The 14753-nt window shown below is 52.1% G+C and carries 12 protein-coding genes; 4 read left to right on the forward strand and 8 right to left on the reverse strand.

The window, feature by feature from the left end; translation table 11 throughout:
- Nucleotides 1–2: 2 nt before the first annotated feature.
- From panB to glgA, 4 genes are all read right to left on the reverse strand, one after another.
- A complete protein-coding gene (panB, locus tag G3M78_10425) occupies nt 3–848 on the reverse strand; it encodes a 3-methyl-2-oxobutanoate hydroxymethyltransferase (protein ID QPJ65782.1) in 846 nt (281 codons plus the stop codon).
- A gap of 211 nt (nt 849–1059) precedes the next feature.
- The gene (locus G3M78_10430) at nt 1060–1707 is read right to left on the reverse strand and encodes a deoxynucleoside kinase (protein QPJ65783.1); all 648 of its coding nucleotides are present in this window, start codon (nt 1705–1707) and stop codon (nt 1060–1062) included.
- 20 nt (nt 1708–1727) lie between these two features.
- Entirely contained in the window at nt 1728–2069 is a 342-nt protein-coding gene (locus tag G3M78_10435; protein ID QPJ65784.1) for a hypothetical protein, read from the reverse strand.
- 290 nt (nt 2070–2359) lie between these two features.
- Nucleotides 2360–3826, reverse strand: coding sequence for a glycogen synthase GlgA (gene glgA, locus G3M78_10440; GenBank protein ID QPJ65785.1), 1467 nt, complete (start codon nt 3824–3826; stop codon nt 2360–2362).
- Nucleotides 3827–3973: 147 nt separating this feature from the next.
- On the opposite strand from glgA, the gene coaBC reads away from it, so the two are divergent.
- The gene (gene coaBC / locus G3M78_10445; GenBank protein QPJ65786.1) at nt 3974–5185 is read left to right on the forward strand and encodes a bifunctional phosphopantothenoylcysteine decarboxylase/phosphopantothenate--cysteine ligase CoaBC; all 1212 of its coding nucleotides are present in this window, start codon (nt 3974–3976) and stop codon (nt 5183–5185) included.
- 322 nt (nt 5186–5507) lie between these two features.
- On the opposite strand, the gene G3M78_10450 is transcribed toward coaBC, so the two are convergent.
- Together G3M78_10450 and G3M78_10455 are read right to left on the reverse strand one after the other, a co-directional pair.
- Nucleotides 5508–6719 carry a winged helix-turn-helix domain-containing protein gene (locus tag G3M78_10450; protein ID QPJ65787.1) on the reverse strand — a complete coding sequence of 404 codons (1212 nt, stop codon included), beginning with the start codon at nt 6717–6719 and terminating at the stop codon, nt 5508–5510.
- Between the two features lie 135 nt (nt 6720–6854).
- On the reverse strand, nt 6855–7577 hold the full coding sequence (locus tag G3M78_10455; protein QPJ66832.1) for a formylglycine-generating enzyme family protein: 723 nt from the start codon (nt 7575–7577) through the stop codon (nt 6855–6857).
- A gap of 290 nt (nt 7578–7867) precedes the next feature.
- On the opposite strand from G3M78_10455, the gene G3M78_10460 reads away from it, so the two are divergent.
- From G3M78_10460 to G3M78_10470, 3 genes are all read left to right on the forward strand, one after another.
- A complete protein-coding gene (locus G3M78_10460; protein ID QPJ65788.1) occupies nt 7868–8272 on the forward strand; it encodes a hypothetical protein in 405 nt (134 codons plus the stop codon).
- Between the two features lie 342 nt (nt 8273–8614).
- A complete protein-coding gene (gene cadA, locus G3M78_10465) occupies nt 8615–11074 on the forward strand; it encodes a cadmium-translocating P-type ATPase (protein QPJ65789.1) in 2460 nt (819 codons plus the stop codon).
- Between the two features lie 15 nt (nt 11075–11089).
- Entirely contained in the window at nt 11090–11749 is a 660-nt protein-coding gene (locus tag G3M78_10470) for a DnaJ domain-containing protein (GenBank protein QPJ65790.1), read from the forward strand.
- A gap of 9 nt (nt 11750–11758) precedes the next feature.
- On the opposite strand, the gene G3M78_10475 is transcribed toward G3M78_10470, so the two are convergent.
- Nucleotides 11759–12859, reverse strand: coding sequence for an FAD:protein FMN transferase (locus G3M78_10475; protein QPJ65791.1), 1101 nt, complete (start codon nt 12857–12859; stop codon nt 11759–11761).
- A gap of 6 nt (nt 12860–12865) precedes the next feature.
- Nucleotides 12866–14641 carry a chloride channel protein gene (locus G3M78_10480; GenBank protein QPJ65792.1) on the reverse strand — a complete coding sequence of 592 codons (1776 nt, stop codon included), beginning with the start codon at nt 14639–14641 and terminating at the stop codon, nt 12866–12868.
- Nucleotides 14642–14753 lie beyond the last annotated feature (112 nt).

Genomic DNA, 14753 nt, shown 5'->3' on the forward strand with positions numbered 1-14753 from the left:
GATCAGCCTGTTTCCTCAACCGATCTCAGCGAAGGACTTTCCTGATTATAAGTGTGTTCTTTGGCCGGAAACTCTCCAGAGCGGACTTCGCTGACATAGGACTGCACTGCGCTTTGAATTTGTTCGCCGAGATTTGCATATTGTTTTACAAACTTCGGAGTGAAATCGACGTTCATTCCGAGCAGATCCTGTAGCACCAGAATTTGCCCGTCGCATTCCACGCCCGCGCCAATGCCCACCGTTGGGATTTTCAGTTCTTTTGTGATTTCAGCGGCGAGGGAGCCGGGCATGCCTTCGAGAACGATAGAAAAGGCGCCGGCCTTTTGCAACTCTCTGGCGTCCTGCTTGATCTGTCTGGCGTCGGCATAGTGCTTGCCCTGTATGCGGTAACCGCCCATTTGATGAACCGATTGCGGCGTCAGACCGATATGCCCCATGACCGGGATGCCGGCCTGGGAGATGGCTGAGACTTTGTCCGCTTCGCGGGCGCCGCCCTCCAGTTTCACGGCGTCGGCGCCGCCTTCCTGCATGAGCCGTCCGGCGTTGCGGATCGCCTCTTCAACGGAGATTTGATAGGACATGAAGGGCAGGTCGGAGACCAGCAAGGGGTGGTTCACCGCTCGCTTGACCGAACGCGTGTGCAGGATCATGTCCTCCATGGTGACGGGCAGGGTATTCTCATAACCGAGACACATCATGCCCAGCGAATCGCCCACGAGGATCAAATCGAGATCGGTTTCGTTCAGCAATCGTCCGAAGGAGTAATCGTAGGCCGTCAGGGCCACGATTTTTTTTCCGGAGCTTTTTCTGTTCAGTATTGTGGGAATGGTTACGCGTGAATTTTTCATGATCGACTTCCAGCAGAAATTAAGTTGTCCGGGCTGGGAGCGCAGGAGGGGGGACGGTCGAAAACTACGCGCGAAAGTTCGCCTTGCCGTCTTGCATGGCAATGGCGGGGGCTTGCTACCCATAGAACCCGTTAGTTTTATTTAAGGCCGCAAGGGTCCTCGTTAAACGGGTTCTGTGTCATTCAGCGTTGTCTTTCCGTCCCGGTCCTCTTCAGGATCCAAGCGGATTGTAATATTCTCTACCTATTCTATGCTTATTGATCTTATTTATCAACTCATCCAGATCGCATTTTTTCTCTACAAAATCGATTTCATTCGTGTTCACCACCAGAAGCGGCGTTTCGGAATAGTAGAAGAAAAAATTGTTGAAGGCGCTGTTGACGCTCTCCAGATAATCCGGGTCCATATAGGCCTCGTAATCCCGGCCCCTTTTCTCGACCCGCGCTTTCAAGACTTCGTTGCTGGTTTGCAAAAACACCACCAGGTCCGGCTTGGGTAATTTGTGCCGGATCAAATCATAGATCTGCTCATAGAGATGCAGTTCATGACCTTTCAGATTCAAGTTGGCGAAAATGCTGTCGCGGGAGAACAGGTGGTCGGTGATAACGACGGAATTGAACAGGTCGCGTTGCGCCAGCTTGAGGTATTGATTGTAACGGCTCAGTAAAAAAAAAATCTGGGTCTGAAAGCTGAAAGTTTCTTTGTCCTGATAAAATTTGGCAATGAAAGGGTTGTCTTCATCCTTCTCCAAAACAATCTGCGCGTCGAGTTGCTTGCCCAGCAATTTTACCAACGAGGTTTTTCCCGCGCCGATGGAGCCTTCCACGGCTATGAATCTGGGTTCTATTTGAGTCGTCATTAAGTAAGTTTGCCGTTATTTTATTGGAGTGATTGCTTGATGCTGGTCTGCAATTGAAAGCCGTCCCCGGAGCGTACCGCAGGCGAATTGCAGGCCCAGGTCTGAAAGCTCATTTTGTAATCGCCGTGCTGAGTGACCAGAATGACCGGTAAAAAATTTCCATCTTTGTGACGGAGAGTCTGGATGAATTCAGATCCCGATTCGCCATCCTGCTGATCCCATACGACTGCATCGACGCCCTTCAGCTCAGGGAGCGTTCCCTGTTCTGTGATCGAGCCATTGAAGCCCGCTCCCTGAACGGCTTCCAGCGCCCATTGTCCTTCTTCACTGCTGTTGGAAACGATGAGTACGTTCTTTGACATGGATGTTGGCGTTCATTCAGGCTGATGACCGTTTTATTGCAATCGGATCAGCGGGTTTCGATTGGCGTGAACAGATTCCCTGACGCCGACGCTATTTCAGCGACGCGCCTCAGGAGAGTATCTTTTTATAATATCCTGACCGGATTTTCAATTTTAACTTGTCTAGCGCGACGGGGCGCTAAAAAATGTCGCGAAGCAGGGAAGCGAATGAAACTCAATAAACGCGGTTTATTTGGTAGATGGGAAATCTGTCAATAGATGCATTTTTTAAAGCGCAGTTCGGGAGAAACTCATGCGCTCAGAGCGCGTCGGTAAAGGTCGATATAGCGTTGCGCCGAAGGTTGCCAACCGAAATCCTGGCGCATGGCGTTATCGACCAGCGTTTTCCATAATTGAGGTTTGGAAAAACAGCTCTGCGCTTTGTTCCAGGCGTTCAATAAATCGTCGCGCTGAAAATTGTCGAATTTGAATCCGGTGCCCTTCGCGGAATCCACGCTCACTTCCTCGACAGAATCCTGCAGTCCGCCGGTGGCCCGCGCCAGCGGCAGGGTTCCATATTTCAAGCCATACAATTGGGTCAGGCCGCAGGGCTCGTAACGCGAGGGGATCAGGATCAGATCGCTTCCGGCGATGATCTGGTGCGCGAGAATTTCATCGTAGCCGATAACGACAGCGGCTTGATCGGAAAACCGCTTTTGTAATTGCTCGAAACGGTCCTGGTATTCCGGGTCGCCGGAACCGAGCAGGATGAATCCGGCTCCCTGATCCAGCATGCGTTGCAAATTATCTGCGATGAGGTCGATTCCCTTTTGATGGGAAAGCCGTGTGACCATGCAGGCCAGGGGTTTGTCCGGCGCCAGCTTCAATGCGAAACGACGTTCCAGATCGCGGCGGCAGGCCAGTTTCGTTTCGGGTTGTTTGATGGAATAGCGGGAAGGGAGCGTCGCATCTGTTTGCGGGTTCCAGGTTTCGTAGTCGACGCCGTTCAGGATGCCAACGAGATGATCGGATCGTTTCTTGAGAAGTCCCTCCAGTTGCCAGCCGCCTTCCGGAGTTTGAATCTCCTTGCTGTAGGTTGGGCTGACGGTCGTTAAATAATCCGCGCAGACCAGCCCGGCTTTGAGGAAACTGAATTGACCGTAGAGTTCGACGCCTTCGGGATGGTACAGCTCGCGCGGAACATGAGCGAGTTCCAGTAAATCACTGGAAAAATTTCCCTGATAAGCCAGATTATGGATGGTGAATACCGATTTCGTTTTGCTGAAGAATGGGTCCTTCGCGTAGACGGTCTTTAGATAGAGCGGTACCAGTCCGGTCTGCCAGTCGTTGCAATGGATGATGTCAGGCTGAAAGCCGATCGCCTTGCAGGTTTCCAGCGCCGCCCTGCAAAAGAAGATGAAACGCTCTCCGTTGTCGCCGAACTCTCCGTATTCGCTTCCGTATAAATCTTTGCGAAGAAAATAAGACGCCTTGCTGATCAATGTAACGGGCGGACCGTCGGGAAGGGCGCTTTCGAAGAGAAAGCCCTTGCATTGCCGCTGTCCCACAGGAACCGACACATCAATGCCGCTGGGTTTCAATCCCTGATCGCAGTCAATGACCGACGCGTATTTCGGAAGCAGGAGGCGAACATCATGCCCGGCGCGTTGCAGAGCCTTGGGAAGGGCGCTTGCAAAATCGCCAAGGCCGCCGGATTTGGCGAAGGGGTAGGCCTCCGAAGCGACGAATAGGATTTTCAATGGTGAAACCGCACTCATATTTCGATCCGGGGAGAAAGGAAAGACTGTCAGGGGCGCGAAGAAACTGAAACGCGAAAAGCATTGAACCCACCCTTATTAACGCCTATAATTATTAAATTCAACTATAAAAATTAATAGCTTGCAGAATCGGAGACGCATCGGGAAATGGCCGGAGAACTGAAAGGAAAGAATATCGCGCTGGGCGTTGCGGGCGGAATCGCCTGTTACAAGGCGGCTGAATTACTACGCCTGCTTGCCAAAGAAGGAGCGGGGGTCTATGTGACGATGAGCCAGAACGCGCATCGCTTCGTCGCGCCCTTGACCTTTGAAGCCTTATCGGGCAACCGTGTTTACGATGCGATTTTCGAAAGCGACGCCTCCTCCTCCATGGAACATATCAAGATGTCGGAAACCGCAGACCTTCTGCTGGTGGCTCCGGCGACCGCTAGCAGTCTGGGTAAGATGGCCAATGGTCTTGCCGACGACGCCCTGTCGAGTTTGTTCATCTCGTTTCGCGGTCCGGTTGTAGTGTGCCCGGCGATGAACGACGGCATGTACGCCAACCCGGCGGTGCAGGCGAATTTGAAAACGCTGAAAGAGCGCGGCGTTCATGTGGTCGAACCGGACACGGGAGAGCTGGCCTGCGGTTCCATAGGGCCGGGACGTCTGGCGGAACTGGAACGCATCGTCGCCGAAACGAAAGGCATCTTGAATGCGAAGGAAGATTTGTCCGGTCTGCGATTTCTGGTGACGGCAGGGCCGACGCGGGAATTTCTCGATCCGGTGCGCTATATCAGCAATCCCTCGTCCGGCAAGATGGGTTATGCGCTGGCGGAGCAGGCGAGACAACGCGGCGCGCAGGTGGATTTGATCAGCGGCCCAGTGCAACTGGAAGCGCCCTCAGGCGTTACCGTGCATCCCTGCGTTACGGCGGCTGAAATGCAGCAACAGGTGCAGAAGCGTTTCGGCGATTGCGATGTGCTCATCATGACCGCCGCTGTGGGCGATTTTGCACCGGATCTTGTGCAAAAAGAAAAGATGAAGAAAGCGGGCGGCGATCCGCTGACTCTGACTCTCCGTCAAACCGTCGATATTCTCAAGGAAGCGGGAAACGCCAAGACCCATCAATACGTCGTCGGCTTTGCGGCGGAGACGCAGAACATCGTCGAAAGCGCAAAAGAAAAACTCGTCAACAAAGGCGCGGACATGATCGTAGCGAATGACGTGAGCGCGCCCGGCATCGGTTTCCAGTCCGACGCCAACCAGGTCACCTTGGTATTTAAAGACGGGAGCGTGACGCCGCTGGCGCTCGCCTCCAAACGCGATATCGCCAACGCCATTCTGGATCATTTGCTTCCGCTACTTTCAAAAGGCTAGATGAACCGAACTTTTTTTCTACCCGGAGCGGGCGCAAGCAGCGCTTTCTGGAAAAGCGTCTTTTCCTTCCATTGGCTGTCGGCAGACGGTTGAAAGATATAATGCCAAACGCTCAATTGCATATCGTTGCAGGCGGCGATCACAATTTAGCGAATACGCATGTATCAGAAATTGCTCCCATCATTGCGAAGCATATAGATCTTAGATTGAAGCGCGACTGATTCAAGGGAGATGGAACAATAAACTACGGATCGATCTGCTGAGGTTTCTTTGAGAGGTCGTTCGATGGGGAGACCGTCGACATGATTTCAAGAAACATCCACTAAAGATAATTGCTGAGCGCTTTCACGAGCCTTTGTTTGGCGAATGAGGGGCGACAATGCGTTACGAGCACATTGTCGCACTGATCGAAGCGGGCAAAATCTATTATCGCGGAGGCCAGTGGATCGGCCAAACCGGAAAAGGTTCGTTGACTGGAAAAATCCGGTTCAAGAAACAATGCCTTGATTTCAAATCGCGCCTCCTCGCGGTGAGCTTTGCAGTCCATTCGACCGATGAATCGGTCGCCGCGCAGTATGGGTAAGCAAAAATAACCGTAACGTCTCTTAGCTTCAGGGACGTAACATTCGATCTGGTAGTCAAAGCCAAAAAATTCCCGCACGCGTTCGCGCTGGATGACCAGATTGTCGAATGGAGACAATATTTGTACGGTATCAGAAGGAAGAGTTGTTCCCTGATCTAAAGTCTCCGGCTCGATCCAGATTTTTGTGCCCGCGCTCGTCGTCGCACAGTTGAGTTCGCCGGACTCGACGCGACGTTTTAATTCGGCTTTCACAGAGTTGCCAAGCGACATTCCGTATCGTCCGCCGGAGCTGAACGATGTGTAGGCGGCGAAACCATGGCTTCGAATCGTTGTGTCGATGAGAAAAGAAGCAAACTCTTCAATCGCAGGTTCTCGGGTATCGACGGTCGAAGGCAGTACTCGTTCGGTCAGGTCGTAGGATTTTTCGAAGCCATCACGCGCGCTAATCATCAGGTCGCCTTGAAAATAGAGTTGCTCCAGCGCGCATTTGGCGGGTTTCCAATCCCACCAGCCTGAACTTTTGGGGGCATTGTCTCCAAAGTCCCGGGAGCGCAGGGGGCCCTCTGAGCGGATGCGTTGCAATACCCGTTTCATCATCGATTGGACCTCTTTCGAACGAGGTTGTTTTGACCTGAATTTGCGGGCGTGCAAGCGCGTGAACCTGAAGTCCTGAATCGGACGAAACGCAGCGACAGGAAACCGGTACTCAAAAATTTTTCTTTCCTTGAGCAATGTTTCCAGGTAACTGTTTTCGAAATTTGACACCCGGGTCAAGAGCGTGTGCGTGTGCGCACGGGCAACGACTGAAATCGTATCAATCTGGACATATCCCAAATGACGAATCGCGCGTTCAACGGCGTTCAGGCCGCGCCCAAACGTATCGCGCTTGAGTAAGCCCTGTCGGTCCAAAGCAATGTGTTTTAGTTTGCCGGGAGAAATAAGATCGGTCATGCCGCGAATTGCCCTGATCCCAAACGATCATTTATAATACTGCCAGCCGACTTGGTTTGTTCGCCTGCCTTCGGAATCGTTAGATACCGCGACGCCCGCACGTTGTTTGAAAAACCGACCGGATTCTATCGCAACTTACTCTTCCTCAGGTTTGATTGGAAGAACGCAACGAAAGCCGACGGTTTTGCTTCTGCTGGTGGGGACCGTGGCATTTCGATAGGTCAGGCGAATGTCTTCTGCGGTGTTTCTCCAACTGCCGCCGCGGATGACTTTGTACTGTCCCTTGTCCAGTCCCATCGGGTTCTTCTTGGGCGAAAAAACGTAGTATTCCGGGTAGTGCCAGTCCCAGACCCATTCCGCAACATTTCCAGACAGGTCGTGCACGCCATAGTCCGAGACGCCTTGCGGATGATTCCCCACGGCAACGGGTTTGCCGACTTCGTTATTAAAGTTGGCTTTGACGCTGTCCGGCAAAACATTTCCCCAGGGAAAGAAGATGGGGCGTTTACCGCGAGAGGCTTTCTCCCATTCGGCTTCCGTCGGCAGGCGTTTGCCCTTCCATTCACAATAGCTTTTGGCCTCTTTCCAGGACACGCCGACCACGGGCTGGTCGGGGGCGTTGAAATCCGAATTGTTCCAGAATGCGGGTTTGTTCGCCTGAGTCGCCGTTACATAGGCGTCATAGTCTTTATTGGTCGTTTCATAGATATCTATATAGAAAGGATCGATATCCACTTCATGCGCCGGGTCTTCCGGCCCCAGGGTGTGGCGATCCGTATTGAACAAATCGGTCGGGTCCAGTTCCAGCAGAGACTGTCGGCTTCCCATTTCGTAGACGCCGCCGGGGATCAACGCCATATTGTTAGGGGTTTCCATGGCGGTGGCGATGGCGGGGGATGAGGCCCAGGTTCCTAGTATTGCCAGACAGGCGACTGCAAATTTCATAAAATTCTCCACAAGAATAACTTTTTGACTAAGGAAACGGAATTATAGGCGCCGACAACAGGGAACTCAAGGATGATTATTTGCGTTGCCGGAGATGTGATTTTCCAGTTGATTGACAGAATTATAACTTCAGTTTACAATGAGCCTTCGGTAATTACAAAGAATCGCTCCAGTTTTCCCTTTGAACGAAAGGGTCTTTGCTCTTGAAGGAAAATCCGGAAGAAGAACCCACGCTATTGAATGGCGAGCGCGAAACTCATTTGTGTCTGAATTGTGGATTTCCCAATCGCAATTCGGACAAGGTATGCATGTACTGCCGCGCCAGTCTGGTTGAGGATACGGGATTGATTTCCTGGGCGCGCAATACCTATCTGGTGTTGAAATGGCGCTGGGAACTCAAACAGAAACGTCAGGGGCTTCAATCGGCGACCCGAAGATCGCTGTTGGCGGTCATGGGTTATTCCACCGCCGGCATCTTGCTGGCTGGAGGCGGTTTTCTGCTACTGCGCGATGCGCTTTCCGAAAATTCCTTTGCCAATGGTTTGATCTCCATTGTTTTTCTGCTCTACGGCGTATTTGTTCTCAAATCGCTCTTCACAAAAAAATAATTTTCCCTCAGTTTTAATTTTTAAATCCCACTTCCATATTGATACATCGCATACATGAGTTCGGTGTTGGCTTTGATAGGTAATGTTGAGATTTCCAAGGAATCTCTAAAAATTATTTTTTCGAGCTTGCCAACGAAAACAGGCAATCGCATATCAGGAATTAGGGCCTTGATTTATTTTGAAATTGCAAAATAAGGTTTCTGGTTAGCAGTCCCCAGCCCTGAGCGCAGGTCAGGTTTTTATAATCCTACTTGCGAACAGTTAACCATCCGATCCCCTTTTGATATCGGATTAAAATTTTGTTTCCTTCACTAGAGGACGATTCTTCATCGTACAACATATATGATCGACACCACTCATGATAATTCTGTATCGATTACGCTCCCCATCAAGGGAATGACCTGCGCCAGTTGTTCGGGGCGCATCGAAAATAAAACCAAACAACTGCCCGGGATGCGCGAGGCTCATGTCAATCTGGGCGCTGAATCAGGAAAGTTCACATTTGACCCGGATCAAATCAGTTCAAACCAGATCATTGAATCGATCCAGGGGCTGGGTTTTGAGCCGGGTCTCTCCACGCAAACATTCAATGTACGAGGGATGACTTGCGCCTCTTGCGTGTCCCGCGTTGAAAAAGGTTTGAAGGGATTCCCCGGCGTGCTCGATGCGCGGGTCAATCTGGCATCCGAAACCGCGAGCGTGGAGTTTTTGCCGTCGGTGAACGGCTTTGATGATTTCAAACAGCGTTTGGAGAAAATGGGATTTTCTCTGGAGCGGCGCGATGAATCTCAGGAGGCCGAACGCGCCGAGGAGGAGCGTTCTCAGCAGGAGTATAAAATTCTCAAACTGAAGTTGATCGTCGCGGCTTTGTCTTCGCTGGTCATTATGATGTTGAGCATGGGAAGCATGGCGGCAGAGCCTTGGTCGCGCTGGGCCTTGCTGGCTCTGAGCACGCCGGTTCAGTTCTGGTGCGCCGCTCAGTTTTACAAGCATGCCTGGAATGGAATGCGGCATGGTTACGCGGATATGAACACCCTCATTGCGATGGGAATCACCGCCGCGTATTTTTACAGCTTGGCAATAACACTGTTCCCAGACTGGGGAGCCGTTGGCGGCGCTCCGGCGGAAGTGTATTACGATTCCGCCGTCATGATCATCGCATTTATTTTACTGGGTCGTTTGCTGGAGGCGCGGGCCAAGAGCAAGACCACCGACGCGATCCGTCGCTTGATTCAACTTCAACCGAAGATGGCGCGCGTGAAACGCGATGGCATGGAAAAAGATATTCCCGTTGAAGAAGTGGTAGCGGGCGATTGGGTGATCGTGCGTCCGGGAGAACAAATCCCTGTGGATGGAGAAATTATTGAAGGCAGAACGACGGTGAATGAGTCGGCCCTGACAGGTGAAAGTCTCCCGGTCGACAAGGTGAGCGGGGCCTCTGTATACGGAGGCACAATCAACCAGACAGGGAATTTCATAATCAAGGCCACGAATTTGGGCAAGGATTCCATGCTGGCGCATATCATTCACCGGGTTGAGGAAGCGCAGGGTTCGCGGGCGCCGATTCAAAGATTAGCGGATCAGGTGGCGAGTATTTTTGTTCCGATTGTGATCGGTCTTGCGGCTTTCGTTTTTATTTTCTGGATGATCTTCGCCGAACAATTGATATCGGAATCGGCTTTTCAATTTGCATTGACGACGTGTATTGCGGTTCTCATTGTAGCCTGTCCCTGCGCTTTGGGATTGGCGACGCCAACAGCGATCATGGTGGGCACGGGGAAGGGCGCAGAACTCGGCATTCTCATCAAGGGTGGCGAAGCATTAGAACAGGCAGGCCGACTCGACACGATTTTGTTTGATAAGACGGGCACCTTGACTCACGGCAAGCCGGTGGTGACCGATTCAATTCTGGCCCCGGATTCGGGCTTAACGATAGAGGAGTTTTTCTCTCTGGCGGCGTCTTTGGAGTCGCGTTCCGAGCATCCGCTGGCGACGGCGGTGATGGAGGAAGCAAAATCCAGAAAAACGTCATTTCTGAATATTGATGAATCGAACGCGCTTCCAGGCTTCGGCATCGAAGGGCGGGCGGGGAGTAAATCTCTTTTGTTAGGCAATCCCCGATTGATGAAAGAGCGTGGCATTGATATGTCCCTGCTCGAGAAGTATCGGGAGGAGTTGTCCGCTCAGGGCAAGACGGTGATGATCTTGTGCGTGGACAATCACCCTGAAGGGATCATTGCGGTGCGCGATCAAATCAAAAAGGAAGCGCGTCAGGTGGTGGATCGTTTGCGCGAAATGGGAATGGATGTTTTAATGCTTACGGGTGACAATGCCGGAACGGCTTCGGCGATCGCCAAAGAGTTGGGCATCTCAAAAGTTTTTTCAGAAGTGCTTCCAACAGACAAGGACGATGTGGTGGCCCGCTTGATAAAGGAAGGTCGCACGGTGGCGATGGTGGGCGACGGCATCAACGACGCGCCTGCATTGGCCCGCGCTCACGTCGGGATCGGATTGGGGACGGGAACGGACATCGCTCTGGAAGCTTCTGATATCGCCTTGTTGTCGAAAGACCTCAATGCGGTGCCCAATGCGATTTTGTTGAGTCGGGCGACTTTGAGAAAGATTCGGCAGAATCTTTTCTGGGCGTTTTTCTATAATATACTGGCGATACCCGTTGCGGCAGGAGCCTTCTATCCCTTGCTCGGTCTGCTTCTCAAACCTTCGATGGCGGCGGCGGCGATGTCGTTCAGCAGTTTCTCCGTAGTCGGCAACGCACTTTTGTTAAAGCGGTTCCGGCCTTGATGGCGTTATGACTTGATGAAAAAATATTTCGAAATTTTACAGGCCTCTCCCGATGCGTCCCTGCAAGAGATCAAACGGGCTTATCGGGAGCGGGTCAAGGCCTGGCATCCCGACCGCTTCCCTGCGGTTTCGCCGCGCCTGCAAAAAAAAGCGCACGAGCAATTGAGTCTGATTAACGAAGCCTACCGGGCGCTCGAACAGCATCATTTGTCTGAAGGGGTGGCTGAATCGGAATCGACAAGGAGTCATTCCAGACAGGCGACGCCTTCGGAAACTCCTGTCGAAGACGGTGGCTTGAATATTGATCCCTTGCGCGCTTGTGAACAGTTTCGAGTTTTTACCTGGGAGAATGGCGACCGCTATGAAGGCGAAACGCTGGACAACCAGATGCATGGATTGGGCATTTACAGCTATTCAACGGGCGGTAGCTATCAGGGCGAATTTTCCAGAGGAAAACCCCACGGTATGGGGGAGTTGAGATTACCCGGCGGCGATGTGTACCGGGGAGAGTTTCATCTGGATCAGATACAGGGGCGCGGCGTCTATTCATATGCAAACGGAGATCATTATGAAGGCTCGTTTGCCAATGGGCAACCGCATGGTCACGGCGTCTATACCCTGGCTTCAGGCAGTCGCTACAGCGGACAATGGCAAAACGGCGTTTTTTCTGGCTGAGGTCATCCTCTAATGAACGTTGCCCGCTTCAAACCCGCGATAAATAAAGTCGGGTTGGTATTTGAAATTTTCTGAAAAAAAGGTTGTCCCTCCCTCCGTGATGATCATCGCTTCAGCGGAGTCCAATGCATTCGCCAGTTCAATTCCTTTTTGCGGTCCCATAACAAATAAAGCCGTTGCCAGCGCATCGGCGTCCATCACCGATTTCGTTATCACTGTCGCCGAAACGATGGAAGCCTCAGTCGCAGGCGATCCGGTTTTCGGGTTGAGAATGTGGTGATAGCGTTTGCCTTCGAACATAAAATATTTTTGATAGTCGCCAGAGGTCGCCATCGACTGATTTTCCAGAGACAGGGCGGCGATCATTTTTTCCGGGTGACGCGGGTGTTGTAGTCCGATGCGCCAGGGTTGCCCCTTGCGTTTGCCGAACACGGCGAGGTCGCCTCCGGCATTCACCAGCGCCGCTTCAACGCCCGCCTCTTTCAACGCTTCAATGGCGCGATCCACCGCATAGCCTTTTCCGATGGCTCCAAGATGCAGAGACATTCCTTTCGCTGTCAATCGCGCCTTGCCGTCCTTCAGCTCGAGTTTGCGGTAGTCAATAAGAGACGCGGCTTCTTCCAAAGTTCCGGGAGAGGGGAGCGCTTTTGGAATTTCTTCCAGATTCCATAAGGCCGCCGCCGCTCCGATCGTGGGGTCGAAGGCTCCTTCTGATTTTTGAGACCAGTACAAAGCGCGTTTGAGAACCTCCTGCGTTTCTTTGGAAATCGCCACCCAGTCGCCTCCGGCGTTCTGGTTGATGCGGGAGATTTCGGAGTCGGGCAGATGCGAACTGAACAGGTTTTCGATGCGTTGCATTTCGTCGAAGGCCTTGCTGGAGGCATCGTTGGACTGCTCGGGAGTCCGCTCGCTGATGATGATCTCGACAAGCGTTCCCATCAGTATTTGCGTGCGACGGTGCAGATCGCCGTTCCCATCGCCACAGGCGGAGAGGAAGGTCAGAAGCAAAAAAAGGGCGATGGTTTTCAATGTTAAAAATCTTTCAAGTTTGTGAACCACTATATATTTCGTATCTACGACGACGTTGTTGCCGGAAGTTGGGATCTTCAATGTTTCTTATCTTTCAAATTTATGAACCAGAACTTCCCGATTGTAAGCCGCGACCACGTCGCCGCGATTGATCATGCCGATGACCTTGCGGGGATTATCTTCAGGCGAAACCGGGAGTTGCTCGATGTCCAGACGCGCGAACTGTTCCATCGCTTCGTTGAGGTTCTGGTTCGGGTGCAGGTAGACGACTTCATGCGTCGCCAAAGTGCTGGCGATAACGAGGTCGTCGAGACCTTCTTCAAAAAACACTTCCCTGAGATCGGAAAACGACAAGATGCCAGTCACGTCGCCTTGCTGATTCACGACGGGGAAGTACAGACTTTTGGAATAGGATACCGTTTCCAGAATGCGACGGAAAGTCATTCCTTCCGGTATCGTCGTGATTTCTTTGGTCATGACATCCTTCACCTTGATGGCATTGAGGATGGAGACTTCGCGACCGTGCTTGATGTTGATCCCCTTGCGCAGGAGATATTCTATATAAATCGATATTTTACCCCGACCGCGAAAAACATAAGTCGATACGATGCAGGTCGCCATGATCGGCAGGATCAGCGTGTAATCGTTGGTCAGTTCAAACAGCATCAGGATATTGGTCAAGGGAGCCTGCATGACCGCGCCGGCGACGGCGCCCATACCAACCACCGCGTAAGTTTCCGGCGATGCCGTGAACTGCGGCGAGATACTGTGAATGACCGCGCCAAAAACCGAACCTGTCATCGCGCCGATGAAAAGAGACGGAGCGAAGATGCCTCCCATGCCCCCGGAACCAAGCGTTATGGCGGTCGCAAGTATTTTCAGAAACACCAGGGCCAGAGCCAGTCCCCAGAACATTTGTCCGTTGAGGGCCTGCCCCATGGCGTCGTAGCCATTGCCGAGTACCTGCGGAACGGCGATGGACATGAGACCAACGATCAAACCGCCCAGCGCGGGTTTGAGAATTTTAGGAATGTTGACTCGTTCCTCAAAAAATTCAGAGGACTTGAAGTAGGTGGTCGAGAACAAGCTGGCGACCAGTCCGCACAAAAGGCCAAGGATCAGATAAAAAATAATTTCGGTGTGGCTGACCAGCTCGTGAAAGGGAACCTCGAAAGTCACCGCGTTGCCCTCCAGCGCCCGTCCGGTGACGGTGCCGATGACGGAAGCGATGACGATGGGGCTGAAGGTGTGAATCGTGAAATCGCCGAGAATGATTTCCATGGCGAACAACACCCCTGCCAGCGGAGCGTTGAACGAGGCGGCAATACCCGCCGCCGCGCCGCATCCAACGAGAACGCGCATTCGATCTGTTGAAACGTGAAGCCATTGGCCTATCAAAGAACCGACGGCGGCTCCAATCTGCACGGTCGGGCCTTCTCGTCCCGCCGAACCGCCGGAACCAATGGTGATCGCTGAAGTGGTGGAAGCTGAAAGAATGGTGCGCGGTCGGATTCTGCCGTTTTTCAGAGCCACCATATGCATGACCTGATGAACGCCGTTTTCTTTGACGGCATCTGGAAAGAAATGACAGATGACGCCGATCGCCAGCCCGCCCATCATTGGAATCAGCGGGATCACAAAGGGCAGGATCGATCCTGTGATTCCGATTAAGGCAAGGCTCTCTCCTGAGAATATTGAATCGACAAAATGGATCATCCACCGAAAAGCGGTGGATGCCAGACCTGCGAGCAATCCGATCAATGCCGCGAGGACCAGTAAATGCGGGTCCAGAAGCAGCGCTTTTCTTATCAGCTGGCGAAATTTCTGTCTGTATTTCTGGCTTGCAGGTTCGGTGGTCGACATAAAATTTAAGAAGGATTCTTACAAAACCAGTCATTATAAAGGATTCATACGCTAACTGCCAGAGCTTGCGAGCCTTTTCATGAATCTGTTTAGGAAATATTTTTTATTATGG

Origin of the sequence: Candidatus Nitrohelix vancouverensis (assembly GCA_015698305.1) — a bacterium.
GTDB classification, from domain to species: Bacteria; Nitrospinota; Nitrospinia; order Nitrospinales; family VA-1; genus Nitrohelix; species Nitrohelix vancouverensis.